Source organism: Isoptericola sp. NPDC019571 (assembly GCF_044389385.1).
GTDB lineage: Bacteria > Actinomycetota > Actinomycetes > Actinomycetales > Cellulomonadaceae > Isoptericola > Isoptericola nanjingensis.
This window is the reverse complement of record NZ_JBIRXZ010000001.1, coordinates 128543-143409: the sequence shown is the minus strand read 5'-3', so window position 1 is coordinate 143409 and position 14867 is coordinate 128543. Positions and strand designations below refer to the sequence as shown.

Here is a 14867-nt window from a genome sequence, read left to right as displayed (position 1 = left end):
CCGCAAGGCCGAACTCCGGGCACGCGAAGCAGCGTCCCGGCGGGGCGGCAACCCGAGAGGATCAACGATGATCAAGCACCGCACCCTGGCGAGCGTGGGCACGCTCACGGTCGCCGCCCTCGCGCTCACCGGCTGCGCCGGCTCCGACGACGACGGCGGCTCCGGCGGCACCACCGAGGTGAGCATGCTCGTCAACGTCACGCCGAACCTCACCGAGGAGTACTGGAACGAGCTGGTCAAGCCGTTCGAGGACGCGAACCCCGGCATCGACGTCGTCGTCCAGAACCCGGGTGCCGAGGGCGTGGCCGCCGCCCTCCCCCGCCTGCTCACCGCGGGCGACGCGCCCGACGTCGTCCAGTCGCTGCCGCCGACCACGGACCTCGCCCCCGAGCTCGTCGACCTGTCCCAGTACGACTGGGCGACGTCCGGCCCGCTCGCCGACCAGTACTCGATCGACGGCAAGTACTACATGGCCGGCATCGGGTTCCAGCTGCAGAGCCTCTTCTTCTACAACAAGACGGCGTTCGAGGAGGCCGGGATCACGGAGACCCCGACCACGGTCGAGGAGCTCACCACGGCCCTCGGCAAGCTCAAGGACGCGGGCTGGACGCCGCTGCAGACCGGCGGCGACTGGATGACCAGCCACTCGCTCCAGGCCCTCGGCCTCCCGTCGATCGTCGGCCAGGACCCGGAGTGGTACGCCCACATGAGCTCGGGCGAGGCCACCTTCTCCGACACGTACGGCGACTCGGTCGCCACCTACGCCGACTGGGTCGCGAAGGGCTACGTCCCCAAGGACGCGCTGGGCATCAAGTACCCGGACGCCGAGCAGGCGTTCCTCTCCGGCAAGAGCGCGATCTACCCGATGGGCAGCTGGTTCGCCGGCACCGAGGCGAAGGCGGAGGAGAAGGCCGAGATCGGCGTCTTCCGCGCCCCCGCCGTCGACGGCGTGGCCAGCCCCGCCATGGGCGCGAACATCGCCAGCCCGTACTCGATCCTCAAGACCAGCGAGGACCAGGACGCGGCCGCCAAGCTCGTCGAGTTCCTCGTGACGGACCAGGACGCGGTGGCCAGCCAGCTCGAGGTCGACGGCAACTTCCGCGACGGCTACGAGTACGAGATGGACGACCTGGGCAAGGAGCTGCTGCAGATCGTCGCGGACACCCCCGCCGAGTCGTACACGCCGACCGGCCAGGGCTACGGCGAGCGCACGCTGCCCACCGGCTACTCGGACGAGATCAACGCGCAGACGCAGGCGCTCATCGGCGGCACCTCGGCCGACAAGGTCGACTCCGCGATGGACGACTGGTTCGCCGCCACGATCGGCTGACGATGGCGACCACCGTCCCCCTCGCCCGCGCGCGTCGCCGCCCGGCGGCGCGCGTGTGGCGCGACCGCCTGCCCGGCATCGTCATGGGCGGCCCCGCCGTCCTGGTCTTCCTGGCGATGTTCATCGTGCCGATGTTCCTGGCGTTCGTGCTGAGCCTGACCGACTGGAACGGCTACAGCCTGAACTTCACGTTCATCGGCTTCGACAACTACACGGAGGCGTTCCGCAACCCGCGCACCGTGGACGCGGCGATCTTCACCGCCGCCGTCGCCTTCTGCGGCACGGTGCTGTGCAACGCGGTCGGGCTGTTCATCGCCGCGCTCATCGCCGGCAACAGCCGCGCGAACACCCTGCTCCGCACGATCTTCTTCTACCCGTACATCATCAGCTCGCTGATCATCGGGTTCCTCTGGTCCGCGATGCTGTCCCCCGAGGGCGCGGTCAACGGCCTGCTGGGTCATCTCGGCGTCGCACCGCTGCCCTTCCTCACCGAGGTGACGTTCGCCAAGGCCAGCGTGATCCTCACGATCGTGTGGGCGCACTTCGGCTTCAACATGATCCTGTTCCTCGCGGGCATCAAGTCGGTGCCCACCGAGTTCTACGAGGCCGCCACCGTCGACGGGGCCTCGAAGTGGCAGCAGTTCCGCAACGTGACGCTGCCCCTCATCGCCCCGGTGTTCACGGTGAACCTCGTGCTCACGCTGGTGGGCCTGCTCAAGGTCTACGACGTCGTGCTGGCCCTGACCGACGGCGGCCCCGCCGGCTCGACCCAGACGATCGTGTACCAGATCCTGCGGGACTCGTTCGGCCAGTCCGAGCTCGGGTTCGGCGCGGCGCAGTCCGTGATCCTGCTGATCGTCACGGCCGTGCTCGGCCTCGCGGTGACGTTCGCGCGACGCGGCGCGGAGAAGAAGGTGGCCGACTGATGGCGACGACGACGCACCCGACGACCCCCGTGACCCCGCCGGCCGCTCCCCCGGCGCCCGCGGCGGGACCGACGTCGCGCGCCCGGCGCCGCCGCGTGCCGGGCGTGGGCACCGTCCTCAAGTGGGTGGTGCTGGGCCTGGCGGCGCTGGTCATGGTGGTGCCGCTGTACATCATGGTGATCAACGCCTTCAAGCCGCAGGACGCGATCATCTCCTCGCCGCTGGTGATCGGCCCGGACACGTTCAGCCTGGAGTACCTGCAGGCGGCGCTCACCAGCGAGAAGTTCAACGTGGTGCGCGCGTACGGCGTCACGCTGCTGTTCGTCGCGCTGGTCAACGTGTGCGGCATCGCGCTCGCCGCGCCGGTCGCGTACGTCATCGCGCGCGGCCGGTCGAAGTGGCACCTGGGTCTGCTGCTGCTCTTCGTGTCCGGCCTGTTCATCCCGGGCCAGGTGACGCTGATCCCCGTCGTCTTCGTGCTGCGGGTGCTGGGGCTCATCAACACGATCCCGGGCTTCATCCTGTTCGAGACGGCGGCGACGCTGCCGGTGACGATCTTCCTGTTCGCCGCCTACCTGCGCACCGTGCCGCGCGACATCGACGAGGCGGCCGCGCTGGACGGCGCGGGCAAGATCCGGGCCTTCTGGTCGTGCATCTTCCCGATCATGAAGCCGGTGGTCGCGACGATCGTCGTGCTGAACTCGATCAGCGTCTGGAACGACTTCGTGAGCCCGCAGATCATCCTGGGCCCGAGCTCCGGCATCTACACCGTGACGACCGGCGTGTACGCGGCGGTGGGCGAGTTCTCCACCGACTACACGACCGTCTTCCCGACCCTCCTGCTCGCGGTGAGCCCGGCGATCCTGTTCTTCGTGCTCATGCAGCGGCACATCATCGGCGGCCTCGTCGCCGGCGCCACGAAGGGCTGAGCACGCCGACCATGAGCGAGACAACCGATCCCCGCATCCCCACCACCCCCCTGCACGAGGTCCCGGCCTGGGCCGTGCTGGAGCGCCGCCTGTTCGACGCGACGGAGGAGGCCTGGCGGCTGTTCTCCAACCGCTACACCGGGCCCGACGGCCGCATCCTGCACGCGGGCGGCTTCGAGCACCGCGACGGCGTGGACGACCTGTACGAGCCGTTCTTCAACTGGCCCGCGTTCTACGCCCTGGGCGGCAGCGACGAGATCCTCGCCGCGGCGAAGCGCCACTTCGAGGGCGTGACGGCGCAGCTCACCGAGGGCGGCATGCTCACGGGCGAGTACGAGAACGGGTACGACTGGTTCCACCAGGGCGAGTCGCTGCTGTTCTTCTACGGCCTGTGCGCGGCGGACCCGGGCGACGAGCGGTTCGCCGAGCGCGCCCGCCGGTTCGCCGCCCTGTACACGGACCCGGCGCACGGCAACTACGACCCTCGGCGGAACCTGATCACGGCGCCGCACAACGGCGCGCAGGGACCTCTGGAAGGCCTGGGCACCGAGTGGCTCACCTACCCGGCGTCCCTGGACTACATGGAGGCGTACGGCCTGCCGCTGCACGGGCTGCCCGGCATCACGCGGTGGTCCGACCTGGAGGACCCGGCCCACGCCCGGCTCATGGGCGACGAGCTCCAGCGCCGGGCGGCGGGTGACACGGCCGTCAACCTCGCCGCGACGTCCCTGGTCACCAACCGGTGGCTGTACGACGGCGACGCCGCGTCCGCCGCGTGGGTGGCGCGGTACGTCGACGGCTGGCGCGAGCGCGCCGCCGCGGCGGGCGGCCTCATGCCCGACAACGTGGCGCCCGACGGCGTCGTCGGCGGCCTGCACGACGGCGCCTGGTACGGCGGCCACTACGGCTGGACGTGGCCGCACGGCCTGCACTCGGTGGGCATGAGCACGCTGATCGGCGCGCTCAACGCGTCGTTCGTCTCCGGGGCCTCCGGGCCGCGCGACGACGGGGCGCTCGACCTGGTGCGCACCATGCTCGACACGGCGCTGGAGCACGCGATCACGGCGCCCGTCACCGAGACGCCGTTCAGCCTGCGCGGCAGCTGGATCGAGCGGCTCGGGCCGCACGCCGCCGAGCCCACGACGCTCGTGCCGTACCGGTTCGGCGCGGACGGCTGGTTCGACTACGGCCCGCTCCAGCTCGACCTGCCCACCTGGCTGTGGTGGTGGACGCGCGACGACGCCGACCGCAAGCGGCTGGACCAGGTGCTCGACGGCATCCCGGGCTCGGACGAGGTGCGGCCGTTCCGCGACAAGGTGGAGGCCGGGCACGAGGGCCCGTGGCTCGCGTTCCTCGACGGCTCGCTGCCGGACTACCCGGAGCGCGCGCTGTCGATGGCGCTCGGCCAGCTCGCCCGCCGCGTGGCGGTGATGGACGCCGAGCCCGTGGACCCCGAGACCGTGCACCTCCACTTCTGGCAGCGCGCCAACCCGGTCGTCACGGAGGTGCTGGGGCAGCTGGTCACCGGCACGCCGCAGACCCTGTACAACGGCGGGCTGCCGTTCGCCGCCGTCGCGTACACCGACGCCGACCGGCAGCGCCCCGGCCTGCCGCCCGACGTCGCCGCCCTGGTCTCCGGCCTCGACCGCGACGCCGACGGCAACGGCCGCGTCGAGCTCAGCCTCGTCAACCTCTCCCCCACCCGCGCCCGGCGCGTGCGCGTGCGGCCCTCGCGGTTCGGCGAGGAGCGCCTGACCGGCGTCGTCGTGCACGGCGAGGACAGCGGCGTCTGGCCCGGTCGGTCCACGGCGTCGGCCGGCCGTGCCGGCACGCGGACCGCCGCGACCGTCCCGCTCGACGCCCCCGACCTGCTCGTCGAGCTGCCGCCGAACCACCGCGCCGACGTCGTGCTGCTCACCGCACCCGCCGGCAGCGCGCCACGTCACCACCAGCACCACGAAGGAGCCCGACCATGACCGACGCTCTCACCGACGGGTCGCCCGTCGACACCTTGCCCGTCGACACCCTGACCACCGGCCCCGGCGACGGCCTCGTGCGGCCCGAGATCTCCCTGCCCGTGCGCGGAGGAGCGTACGAGCGGGCGGACGCGGAGGCCCTCGAGCGGCTCGGCCAGGTGTCGGCGGCGACGGCCTGCGCCAAGCTGCACGGCCTCGGCATCCGGCACTCGTTCGTCGAGGGCCCGCGGCCGCTCAGGTCCGGGTACCGCGTCGTGGGCTCCGCGCTCACCCTGCAGTTCATGCCGCAGCGCGAGGACCTCGCCGCCGGTGACGAGCAGGAGTACGTGGAGCGGCACACGGCCCTGTGGCACGTGCTCGAGGCGGTGCAGCCCGGCGACGTGCTCGTCGTCCAGGCGTACGGGAGCCGGTTCTCCGGCTGCGTGGGCGACATCCTCGCGCGCTACTTCCAGCGCAAGGGCGGCGCGGGCATGGTCGTCGACGGCCGCATCCGCGACTCGGGCAAGATCGCCGACCTCGGCCTGCCCGTGTGGTCCACCGGCGTCACCCCGCACTACGCCTCGCAGTCCGAGCTGTTCCCCTGGGCCTACGACGTGCCCGTCGCCGTCGGCGGCGTGCTGTGCATGCCGGGCGACCTCGTCGTGGCGGACGACGACGGCCCCGTCATCGTGCCGCGCGCGATGGCCGACCAGGTGGTGGCGTCCGCGCAGGACCACGAGGAGTGGGAGGTCTTCAGCCGCCGCCGGCTCGACGAGGGCGCCCGCCTCAGCGACTACTACCCGCTGACCCCCGACACCCGAGGGGAGTTCGAGGCATGGCGTTCCGCGCAGGGCTCCGCCCGCTGACCCCGGGCGACGACGGCGCGCCCGTCCCGGGCAGCATCGCCGCGTCGTCGTTCGGCCTCGGCTGCGCGCCGATCGGCAACCTCTTCACCCCCGTGGCGGAGGCGGACGCCGAGGCGACGGTCGGCCGTGCGCTCGAGCGCGGGATCCGCTTCTTCGACACGGCGCCGCACTACGGCGAGGGTGTCAGCGAGCTGCGGCTCGGGCACGCCCTGGCCGACGTCGACCGGGACGCCGTCGTCATCGCCACCAAGGTGGGCCGCGTGATCGTCGACGCCGCCGGCGCGCCAGTGCCCTCGGGCGGCACCGGCGGCCCCGGGGGGACCACGGTCGGCGACCTCAGCCGCGACGGCGTGCTGCGATCGCTGGAGGGCAGCCTCGCGCGGCTCGGCACCGACCGCGTCGACCTGCTGTACCTGCACGACCCGGGGGACGTGGACGAGGCGCTGCGGGGCGCCCTGCCCGCGATGCTGGAGCTGCGGGACCAGGGCGTGGTGCGGGCCGTGGGCGTCGGGATGGGGCGCAACGCCCCCGTGGCGCGCCTGGTCCGCGAGGCCGCCGGCGCGCTGGACGTCGTCATGCCCGCCGGGCGGGTGACGCTGATCGACCGCACCGCCCTGGACGACCTGCTGCCCGCCGCCCGCGAGCGCGGCGTCGGCGTCGTCGCGGCGGGGGTCTACAACTCCGGCGTGCTCGCCGACCCGGTCGCGGCGCCGTTCTTCGACTACCACCCCGCGTCGCCGGACCAGGTCGACCGTGCCCTGCGGATGGCGGCCGCGTGCCACCGCGAGGGGGTCGACCTGCCCACCGCCGCCGTCCGCTGGCCGCTGCGCGTGCCGGGCGTGGAGGCCGTCGTCGTGGGGGCGCGCACCCCCGCCGAGGTGGACGTGTTCGCCGACGCCGCCGACGCCGTCGTCCCCGACCGCCTGTGGACGGAGCTCGACGCGATCGCGAACGCGGCCGAGCAGGCGGTCGACACCGTGATCGGGTCGCATGGCACCGCATGACGGCGTCAAGCGCCTGCTCGGCGAGAGGGCTGACGGGGTCGTGGACGCGCACGTGCACCTGTGGGACACGGCGGCCGTGCGGGTCTCGTGGTTCCGGGACGGCCTGGGCCTGCCCGCGCGGGTCGGGCCCGACGACCTGGCCCGCGCCGTCGCGACGTCGCCGGTGCCCGTCCGCGCCGCGGTGGCCGTGCAGGCCGCGGACACGGAGGGCGAGGCGCGCTGGCTCGCACGGCAGGCCGCGTCGCACGCCCCGCTGCCCGGACCGGTCGTGCTGCAGTACGACGCCCGCCCCGACGACCCGCACGCCTGGGCCGGGATGGCGCAGGCGCTGATCGACGACGGCGTCCCCGTCGCGGGCCTGCGGCTCGCCGTCCCGGGCGGCGCCGCGGACCTGTCCGACGTCGCGGGCCTCGACGCGCTCTGCGAGGGCCTCGCGGCGTCGGGCCGCGTGCTCGAGACGCTCGTGCGCCCCGACCAGCTCCCCGCCGTCGCCGCCCTCGCCGGGCGGCACCCGGTCCTCGACCTGGTCGTCTGCCACCTCGGCCTCGGCACGGGCGACCCCGACGCGGCATGGTGCGACGCCCTCGCCGCCGTCGCCGCCCGCCCCCGGGCGCACGCCAAGCTGTCGGGCCTCCACACCACGGCTCCCGACGACGCCGGGCGCACCGCCGCCGCCGCCCGTGCCGCCGTCGACCTGCTCGGCCCGGGGCGGCTGCTGTTCGGGAGCGACTGGCCGATGTCCGCACGCGTCGCCCCGTACGCGCAGATCGTCGAGCGCACGGCCGCGGCGCTGCCCCCGCTCGACGACGCCGCGGCGACGGCCGTCTGGTCCGGCACGGCGACCCGGCTCTACGGCGTTCGGGGACATCGACGTCGGTCGACGTAGCGATCTCTCCCCGTGCGCCGGCAGGACGGCGAGAATTCGCTACGTCACCTTCGACGAGGTCGTGCGAGGATCCCGACGTGTCGGCGCGACGAGGGAGGAACTGATGTTCGCGAGGTCGCTGGGCGACGACGGCGCGGAGCTGCGGGCGCTGGAGCCGTGGCACGCAGAGGAGCTGCTGGCGACGATCGACCGCGGCCGGGAGTTCGTCGGGCGGTTCATCGGCCTCGCGGACCGGATCACGGACCTCGCGTCGAGCCGGTCGTTCCTCGAGTCGTACGCGCAGAAGGCCGCGACCGACACCGGGCGTCTCTACGGCATCTGGCTGGACGGCACGCTGGTGGGCGGCGTCCTGTTCCGCACGATGGACGTCGCGCAGGGCACGGCCGAGGCGGGCTGCTGGCTGGAGCCGGCGGCCGCGGGGCGCGGCCTGGTGACCCGCGCGGCGCGCGTCATCATCGACTGGGCGATCCGGGAGCGCGGCATCCACCGCGTCGAGTGGTGGGCGGCGTCGGGCAACGCGGCGAGCATCGCGGTCGCCCGCCGGCTGGGGATGCGGCGCGACGGCGTGCTGCGCGAGCACCACGAGCACCGCGGCGTGCGGCAGGACATCGAGGTCTGGTCGGTGCTCGCGCCGGAGTGGGGGGCCGAAGCATGACCGACGACGGCGTCGAGCTGGTGGGTGGGATCGAGAAGCGCGAGATCGTCCTCGTCGAGCCGGACCCGGCGTGGCCGGCGCGGTTCGCGCGGGAGCGCGAGCGCATCGTCGCCGCCCTGGGCCCGACAGCGGTGCGGGTGGACCACGTGGGGTCGACGTCGGTGCCGGGCCTCGCGGCCAAGCCGATCGTGGACATCGACGTCAGCGTGCCCGACGTCGAGGACGAGGACGCGTACCTGCCCGCGCTGCTCGCCGCGGGGTACGAGCTGCGCGTGCGGGAGCCCGGCCACCGCCTGGTCCGCACGCCGGAGCGCGACGTGCACGTCCACGTCTGCGCGGCGGGCAGTGCCTGGGAGCGGAGCCACCTGCTGTTCCGCGACCGGCTCCGGCACGACGCCGACGACCGCGCCGCCTACGCCGCGCTCAAGCGCGAGCTCGCCTCCCGCGACTGGCCGAGCATGAACCACTACGCCGACGCCAAGGGCGGACTGATCGCCGAGATCACCGCCCGGGCGGAGGCGTGGGCCGCGCACTCCGGCTGGCGGGTCGCCGACGCCGACCCCGGCACCCGTCCCTGACCCGACGTCCGCGGGCCCCGCACCATCGGTGCGGGGCCCGCGGACGTCCTGTCCCTCGACGCTCGGACGGCGCGACAGCTCACTCGGCGGGCGCGTCCTGCGCGCCCCCGTGCCGGCGGCGGCCGGCCAGCACCAGCCCGGTGCCCGTGAGCACGATGAGCGCGCTCGCGGCGAGCAGGGCCGGGTCGCTGCCCGTCTGGGCCAGCCGCCCGGGCGCCGCGACGGCGGCCTGCGCGGCATGCCGCGAGTCCGCGCCACCGAGGTTGGCCGGGTCCGCGGCGTCCGCCGCGGCGACGATCGTGCCCTCGTGGGAGACGTACACCGGCGCGGTCGGCGCGGACGTCCGATCCGAGGTGCCGCCGTCATCCACCGGGTCGGTCGGCCCGGTCGGCCCGGTCGGGTCCGTGGGGTCCGTGGGGTCCGTGGGGTCCGTCGGGTCCGTGGGGTCCGTGGGGTCCGTGGGGTCCGTGGGGTCCGTGGGGTCCGTGGGGTCCGTGGGGTCCGTGGGGTCCGTGGGGTCCGTGGGGTCCGTCGGGTCCGTCGGGTCCGTCGGGTCCGTGGGGTCCGTCGGGTCCGTGGGGTCCGTCGGGTCCTCCGGCTCGTCCGCCAGCGTCACGCCGATCCAGTCCCAAGCCGTCGACGGGCGGTCGAGCTCGCCCAGGCCGATGAACCAGTGCTGGAACTGCGCCGGCGACCACTGACCCGTCTCGGGGTCGATCGTCCCCTCGCCGTGGTTGTTGTGGTCCCACCCGGTGTAGAAGTGCGGGCTGCCCTGCTCGGTGCCCTCGGCCGAGCCCCAGAGCTGGAACGAGGGCAGGTCGGCCACCTTCGTCCCGGCGGGCACGCGCACGAACACCCTCTGCCCCGGCTTCACCGTGTCGATCACGCGGCCGCCCGCGTCCACCAGCACGACGCCCTCGGGCACGGGCGCTCCGTCCGCCGTGCGGAGCTCGACGTGGACGTCGCCGCTCCCCCCGACCAGCGAGGCGGTGAACCCGTAGTCCGTCGTCCCGTCGGCGTTGTGCACGTAGCCGTTGCTCGTGAAACCCGGCTGCGGCATGACGGCGTTGCTCGTCAGCCCCTTCTCGATGAGCCAGGCCGCGGTCTGCAGCGTCGCCCTGCGGTCGCTGTTGTGGGCGTCCTCCCAGTTGCGTGTCCAGTCCTCGTCCGAGGCCTCGAACTGCGCCAGCGCCTTCTCCGACACCGTGACGTGGTGATCCGCGTCGACGTCGAACAGCAGGCCCATGACGTCGTGACCCGTGCTGAAGTACCAGACGGCGAACTGGGTGGCCTCGTAGGCGGTGTAGTCCATGACCCGGTCGCGCTCGGCGTCCGACTGCTGCTGCCACCACTCGCGCACCTGGGCCTCGGTGTAGGTGCCGTCGTCGATCCACGCCGAGTACCAGCTGCGGAACGTCTCCCACGGCGTGCCGGGCGTCACCGTAACCCCGGCCCGCTCGAACAGGCGCTCGGCGTCGGCCACGCGGGTGGCCATGTCGTTGCCGCCCTTGTACCCGTTGACCAGCACGGTCTGCTGCGCGGACGTGTTCTCCCAGTGGATGCCGTCGGCGTCGGGTGTCACGCTCTCGTCGCCCGACCACGCGTGGTACCAGGAGCCGGCGATGTCGCGGTCGTAGACCATGTGGACCGTGCCGTCGTCGTCCACCAGGGTGTGGTGGAGGATGTGCAGCTGCGGCTGGCCGTTCCAGCCGCTCCAGTCCTTGCCGGAGCCGCCCTCGGCGGGGTCCAGGAAGTACCAGTAGTCGCAGCTGAAGCCGTCCTGGCCGCCGTCGTGCCAGTGCGGCTGGTAGGCGGGGTCCGGGTAGGCGGCGGACGTGGCGCCGAGCAGCGGCGCCGACGGGGCCGGGGCGGCCACGCGGGAGGCCGTGGCGGCCCCCTGGCCCGCGTCCGCGGTGCCGGTGGGCTCCGCCTCGGCGGGAGCATCCTCGACGGGGGCCGCGTCGTCCGCCGGAGCGGGGTCATCGACGGGGGCCGCGTCGTCCGCCGGAGCGGGGTCATCTGCGGGGGTGGGGTCCTCGGGAGGGGTCGCGTCCTCGGTGTCCTCGGCGGGGGCCGCGTCCTCGGTGTCCTCGGCGGGGGCCGGGGCCTCGGTGTCCTCGGCGGGGGCCGGGGCCACCACGGGGTCCACCGGCTCCGCGGGGGCCTCGGCGGGAGCCATCTCACTCCCGGGCTCGGTGGTCGCGGCGGGCGCCTCGGCGGCGTCCGGCTTCTCGGTGTCGTCGGTGTCCCCGGCGGCCTCCGACGACGCCGTGGGAGCCGCGGGCTCGGGCTGGCCGCCGGACGCGGCGTCCCCCTCCCCGGCGAAGGCAGCGAGCGGCGCGCCCAGCGCGAGGGCGGCGGAGACGGCGGAGACGGTGGCGGTGCGGCGGACCTTCATGATCGTTCCTCGATGTCGTCGGGCTTCCTGATGCCTCTACCGTCCCGCCGGGGAGGGGGCCCCAGGCACGCCCGAACGATGGCTTCCGGTACCGCCGAACGTCGGTATCTGCGGGTACGCCCGGGCGCCCCGCGCGGCCGCCGGTCCGGTCGCCGTCGCGGGCCCGATGGCTACGCTGAGGTGGTGGGCCCGACCCCGACGCGGATCGACGTGCTCGTCGCCTCCGTCTGCGCCGCGGGCGGCGTGCTCCTGGTGCTGCTGCGCAGCCGTTCCGGCGTCGGCTGGGCGCCCCCGGCGGCCGAGGTGGCCACCCAGGTCGGCGCGGCGGCCCTGCTCCTGGCGCGGTCGCGCCACCCCCTCCTCGTCCTCGTCGGCTGTGTCGCGGCCAGCGTCGTCTCCCCCGTGATCGCCACGCTGGCCGCCGCCCACGCCACCGGGCTGTACGTCGCGTCCCCCCGCGTCAGCGTGGGCGCGATGCTCGCCGCGGTCACCGTCACCTGGCCCACCTGGCTGCTCACCTCGGAGACCACGGGGCCGAGCGCACTGTGGGGAGGGATCGTCATCCTTCTCTTCGCGTACGCCGCGGGCAGCCTCCAACGCGTGCAGCAGGACGCCGACGCCGCCCGGGCGGCCCGTGGGGAGGCCGAGGCGCGGGCGGCGGAGCGCGCCGCGCTCGCGAGGGACCTGCACGACGTCGTGTCCCACCGGATGAGCTACGCCGTCGTCGAGGCGGAGGTGCTCCGGACCACCAGCGCGGACGACGGGGTCCGCAGCGCGGCGCAGGAGATCGGCACGAGCTGCCGCGACGCCCTAGCCGAGATGCGCACGGTGCTGCGCGCCCTCACCGCACAGGAGGGCGGGCCCGCCGCCCCGGGCATGGGGCCCGACGGCGCGGCCGAGCTGGTGGCGCGGGTCGCCGAGGCGCGGAGGGCCGGCCAGCCGGTGCGGGTCGTCGGCGCGGTCGCCGCGCATGCGCCGCCCGACGTCGTCGACCGCACGGTGCTGCGGGTTGTCGGCGAGGGCCTGACCAACGCGGTGCGGCACGCGCCCGGGGCCGCCACGGTGGTCGCGCTCGACGACGGGGACCGCGAGCTGCGGGTCTCCGTGCGGAACGAGGCGCCGTCGCGCCCGCCGACCGGGCTGACCACCGGCGGCTTCGGCCTCACGGGCCTGCGCGAGCGCGTGGAGCTGCTGGGCGGCACGCTGGACGCCGGGCCGACAGCCGACGGGGGTTTCCGGCTCCGTGCCGTCCTACCGAGGGAGTCCGCATGATCCGGGTGGTGGTCGCTGACGACGAGGCGCTGCTGCGCGCCGGGATCGTCCGGCTCGTGGAAACGGCGCCCGACCTCGAGGTGGTCGGCCAGGCGGGGGACGGCACGGAGGCGGTCCGGCTCGTGCGGGAGCATGGCCCGGACGCACTGCTCCTCGACATGCAGATGCCGGTGATGGACGGCCTGGACGCCACGATCGCCGTCCACCGCGAGCACCCGGAGACGGCGGTGGTGGTGCTCACGAGCCACCTGACCGACGACTACGTGCTGCCCGCCCTGCGCGCCGGGGCGTCCGGGTACCTGCTCAAGGACTCGACCCCTGAGGAGCTGCACCAGGGTATCCGGGCCGCAGTGGCGGGCGACGCCATCCTCTCGCCGCGCGTGGCGCGCCACCTGCTGACCGCCGCGGGAGACGACGCCGAGGGCCGCCACGCCGACGCCCGCCGCCGCCTCGCCGCGCTGGCTCCCCAGGAGCGCGAGGTGGTGGCGGCGCTCGCCGACGGCCTGTCGAACGCCGGGATCGCCGCGCGGCTCTACCTCGCCGAGTCGACGGTCAAGGCCTACCTCGCGAGCGCGATGGGCAAGCTCGGGACCACCAACCGCACCCAGACCGCGATCCTCGCCCACGAAGCCACGCACCCGTAGCGCGCTCCCGTCGCGCTACGGGGACGACCCGAGCGTCAGCGCGCGCCGTCCTCGGCGGCGGCCTCCTCGTCGGCGACACCGTCCAGCAGCGTGCCGGCGGCGTGCGCCTCGAAGAGCGCGGACGCGGCGTCGGCGTCTCCGTCGTCGAGCACGTCGAGCAGGCTGCGGTGCCAGTCCGCGACCTGGTGCCAGTCGCCCGTGAACTCGGGGTCGCCGAGCAGGTGCATGGACCGGAGGCTGGGCTCGATGATGTCCCACATGCGCGGCAGGTAGGTGTTGCCGCTGGCCTCGATGACGGCGCGGTGGAAGCCGAAGTCGAGCTCGCGGAAGGCGGGCAGGTCGGCCGCGTCGACGGCGCCGTGCATCTCGTCGATGACCTTCTCGAGGCTGGAGCGCGTCTCGGGCGCGAGCTGCCCGCACGCGAGCCGGCCGGCCAGGGCCTCGACGGCGACGCGCGCCTGCTTGGCCTGCTGCGCCTCCTCGTCGGAGTACTGCGCCACGAAGTTGCCCTGGTGGCGCACGTGCGTCACCAGGCCCTCGTGGGCGAGGCGCTTGAGCGCGTCGCGCACGGGCGCCTGGCTGACCTGGAGGCGGCGGGCGAGCTGCGACTCGACGAGCTGCTCCCCCGGGGCGAGCTGCGACGTCTTGATCATCGACTTCACGAGGTCGTAGATCTGGTCCGACAGGAGCCCCCGCTCCAGGCCGCTGATCGAGCTGAGCGCGTCCGTCATCCGTGCAGCCTCACGTCGTTCCTCGGGTCGTTATCGACAATCGTTTGTTGGTCGTCAGCGTACGCCGCCAGCCAGGCGTCCGCGATCATCCGGGACGCCGGCGGCGTCGGGTGCACGCCGTCGGGGGCGAGCGCCGCGGCGCCGGCGTCCTGGGCGGCGCGGGTCAGCAGGGCGTGCAGCGGCACCAGCGCGGCCCCGGTCTCGGCGGCCAGCCGCGCGACGACGTCCCGCTTGCCGTCGAGGTCCTCGAGCCAGCCGTGCTGCTCGTCGCGCACGGGCAGCAGGAACGGCTCGACGAGCACGAGCCGCGGGCTGCCCGGCACGCGCGCCAGCAGGCGCCGGTAGGTGGCCTCGAACGCCTCGGCGCTCGTCGCGTCGTCGGAGTCGAAGCGGCGCCACGTGTCGTTGACGCCCACGTACACCGTGAGGACGTCGGGCGCGGTCGCCGCGACGTCGCGCTCCCACCGCTCCTCGAGGTCGACGGCGCGGTTGCCGCCGATGCCGAGGTTGAGCACGACGGCGTCGGGCAGGTCCGCCGCGACGAGCGAGACGTAGCCGTCGCCGAGCGACGCCTCGTCCGCGCGGTCGCGGCCCGCGTCGGTGATGGAGTCCCCGACGAACACGAGTCGATCGGGGGCTGCACTGCTGGTCATGAGCTCTCCTTCGAGTGGCGGACGGGTCCGACCGTAGCGG

14 protein-coding genes are annotated in these 14867 nt (G+C 74.2%); 11 read left to right on the top strand and 3 right to left on the bottom strand.

Annotation, left to right across the window (positions count from 1 at the left end; translation table 11 throughout):
* The first annotated feature begins 67 nt into the window (after positions 1 to 67).
* The 9 genes from ACH443_RS00650 to ACH443_RS00610 all read left to right on the top strand — a co-directional run bounded on the left by ACH443_RS00650 (position 68) and on the right by ACH443_RS00610 (position 9129).
* A complete protein-coding gene (locus ACH443_RS00650; RefSeq protein ID WP_429765682.1) occupies positions 68 to 1330 on the top strand; it encodes an ABC transporter substrate-binding protein in 1263 nt (420 codons plus the stop codon).
* Between the two features lie 2 nt (positions 1331 to 1332).
* Complete coding sequence (locus ACH443_RS00645; protein WP_430589195.1) at positions 1333 to 2256, top strand: carbohydrate ABC transporter permease; 924 nt, start codon at positions 1333 to 1335, stop codon at positions 2254 to 2256.
* Positions 2256 to 3185 (top strand): carbohydrate ABC transporter permease, encoded by a 930-nt coding sequence (locus ACH443_RS00640; protein WP_430589194.1) that lies wholly within the window; start codon positions 2256 to 2258, stop codon positions 3183 to 3185. The genes ACH443_RS00645 and ACH443_RS00640 overlap by 1 nt, the downstream gene beginning before the upstream one ends.
* Positions 3186 to 3196: 11 nt before the next feature.
* The gene (locus tag ACH443_RS00635) at positions 3197 to 5161 is read left to right on the top strand and encodes a hypothetical protein (protein ID WP_430589193.1); all 1965 of its coding nucleotides are present in this window, start codon (positions 3197 to 3199) and stop codon (positions 5159 to 5161) included.
* A complete protein-coding gene (locus ACH443_RS00630; RefSeq protein ID WP_430589192.1) occupies positions 5158 to 6006 on the top strand; it encodes a ribonuclease activity regulator RraA in 849 nt (282 codons plus the stop codon). Before ACH443_RS00635 ends, ACH443_RS00630 begins: the two co-directional genes overlap by 4 nt.
* A complete protein-coding gene (locus tag ACH443_RS00625) occupies positions 5976 to 7010 on the top strand; it encodes an aldo/keto reductase (RefSeq protein WP_430589191.1) in 1035 nt (344 codons plus the stop codon). The genes ACH443_RS00630 and ACH443_RS00625 overlap by 31 nt, the downstream gene beginning before the upstream one ends.
* Entirely contained in the window at positions 6997 to 7896 is a 900-nt protein-coding gene (locus ACH443_RS00620; RefSeq protein WP_430589190.1) for an amidohydrolase family protein, read from the top strand. Before ACH443_RS00625 ends, ACH443_RS00620 begins: the two co-directional genes overlap by 14 nt.
* Positions 7897 to 7999: 103 nt before the next feature.
* Entirely contained in the window at positions 8000 to 8551 is a 552-nt protein-coding gene (locus ACH443_RS00615) for a GNAT family N-acetyltransferase (protein WP_430589189.1), read from the top strand.
* Positions 8548 to 9129, top strand: coding sequence for a GrpB family protein (locus ACH443_RS00610; protein ID WP_430589188.1), 582 nt, complete (start codon positions 8548 to 8550; stop codon positions 9127 to 9129). The genes ACH443_RS00615 and ACH443_RS00610 overlap by 4 nt, the downstream gene beginning before the upstream one ends.
* Positions 9130 to 9208: 79 nt before the next feature.
* Here the strand turns inward: ACH443_RS00610 and ACH443_RS00605 are convergent, their stop codons facing one another.
* A complete protein-coding gene (locus ACH443_RS00605) occupies positions 9209 to 11527 on the bottom strand; it encodes a hypothetical protein (protein ID WP_430589187.1) in 2319 nt (772 codons plus the stop codon).
* Positions 11528 to 11710: 183 nt separating this feature from the next.
* Between ACH443_RS00605 and ACH443_RS00600 the strand changes: the two genes are divergently transcribed.
* Both ACH443_RS00600 and ACH443_RS00595 read left to right on the top strand, forming a co-directional pair.
* Positions 11711 to 12799 carry a sensor histidine kinase gene (locus ACH443_RS00600; RefSeq protein ID WP_430589186.1) on the top strand — a complete coding sequence of 363 codons (1089 nt, stop codon included), beginning with the start codon at positions 11711 to 11713 and terminating at the stop codon, positions 12797 to 12799.
* Positions 12796 to 13443: a response regulator gene (locus tag ACH443_RS00595; RefSeq protein ID WP_430589185.1), complete on the top strand. Its 648-nt coding sequence runs from the start codon at positions 12796 to 12798 to the stop codon at positions 13441 to 13443. The genes ACH443_RS00600 and ACH443_RS00595 overlap by 4 nt, the downstream gene beginning before the upstream one ends.
* Positions 13444 to 13478: 35 nt before the next feature.
* Here the strand turns inward: ACH443_RS00595 and ACH443_RS00590 are convergent, their stop codons facing one another.
* The gene (locus ACH443_RS00590) at positions 13479 to 14174 is read right to left on the bottom strand and encodes a GntR family transcriptional regulator (protein ID WP_430589184.1); all 696 of its coding nucleotides are present in this window, start codon (positions 14172 to 14174) and stop codon (positions 13479 to 13481) included.
* On the bottom strand, positions 14171 to 14827 hold the full coding sequence (locus ACH443_RS00585) for an SGNH/GDSL hydrolase family protein (RefSeq protein ID WP_429765666.1): 657 nt from the start codon (positions 14825 to 14827) through the stop codon (positions 14171 to 14173). Before ACH443_RS00585 ends, ACH443_RS00590 begins: the two co-directional genes overlap by 4 nt.
* Positions 14828 to 14867: the final 40 nt, after the last annotated feature.

What these genes read in the sequence shown, in the direction of transcription:
- ACH443_RS00645 (WP_430589195.1), top strand. Translation starts at nt 1,333, where the DNA reads ATGGCGACCACCGTCCCCCTCGCCCGCGCGCGTCGCCGCCCGGCGGCG.
- ACH443_RS00625 (WP_430589191.1), top strand. Translation starts at nt 5,976, where the DNA reads ATGGCGTTCCGCGCAGGGCTCCGCCCGCTGACCCCGGGCGACGACGGC.
- ACH443_RS00635 (WP_430589193.1), top strand. Translation starts at nt 3,197, where the DNA reads ATGAGCGAGACAACCGATCCCCGCATCCCCACCACCCCCCTGCACGAG.
- ACH443_RS00630 (WP_430589192.1), top strand. Translation starts at nt 5,158, where the DNA reads ATGACCGACGCTCTCACCGACGGGTCGCCCGTCGACACCTTGCCCGTC.
- ACH443_RS00605 (WP_430589187.1), bottom strand. Translation starts at nt 11,527, where the DNA reads ATGAAGGTCCGCCGCACCGCCACCGTCTCCGCCGTCTCCGCCGCCCTC.
- ACH443_RS00620 (WP_430589190.1), top strand. Translation starts at nt 6,997, where the DNA reads ATGGCACCGCATGACGGCGTCAAGCGCCTGCTCGGCGAGAGGGCTGAC.
- ACH443_RS00615 (WP_430589189.1), top strand. Translation starts at nt 8,000, where the DNA reads ATGTTCGCGAGGTCGCTGGGCGACGACGGCGCGGAGCTGCGGGCGCTG.
- ACH443_RS00585 (WP_429765666.1), bottom strand. Translation starts at nt 14,827, where the DNA reads ATGACCAGCAGTGCAGCCCCCGATCGACTCGTGTTCGTCGGGGACTCC.
- ACH443_RS00590 (WP_430589184.1), bottom strand. Translation starts at nt 14,174, where the DNA reads ATGACGGACGCGCTCAGCTCGATCAGCGGCCTGGAGCGGGGGCTCCTG.
- ACH443_RS00650 (WP_429765682.1), top strand. Translation starts at nt 68, where the DNA reads ATGATCAAGCACCGCACCCTGGCGAGCGTGGGCACGCTCACGGTCGCC.
- ACH443_RS00595 (WP_430589185.1), top strand. Translation starts at nt 12,796, where the DNA reads ATGATCCGGGTGGTGGTCGCTGACGACGAGGCGCTGCTGCGCGCCGGG.
- ACH443_RS00610 (WP_430589188.1), top strand. Translation starts at nt 8,548, where the DNA reads ATGACCGACGACGGCGTCGAGCTGGTGGGTGGGATCGAGAAGCGCGAG.
- ACH443_RS00640 (WP_430589194.1), top strand. Translation starts at nt 2,256, where the DNA reads ATGGCGACGACGACGCACCCGACGACCCCCGTGACCCCGCCGGCCGCT.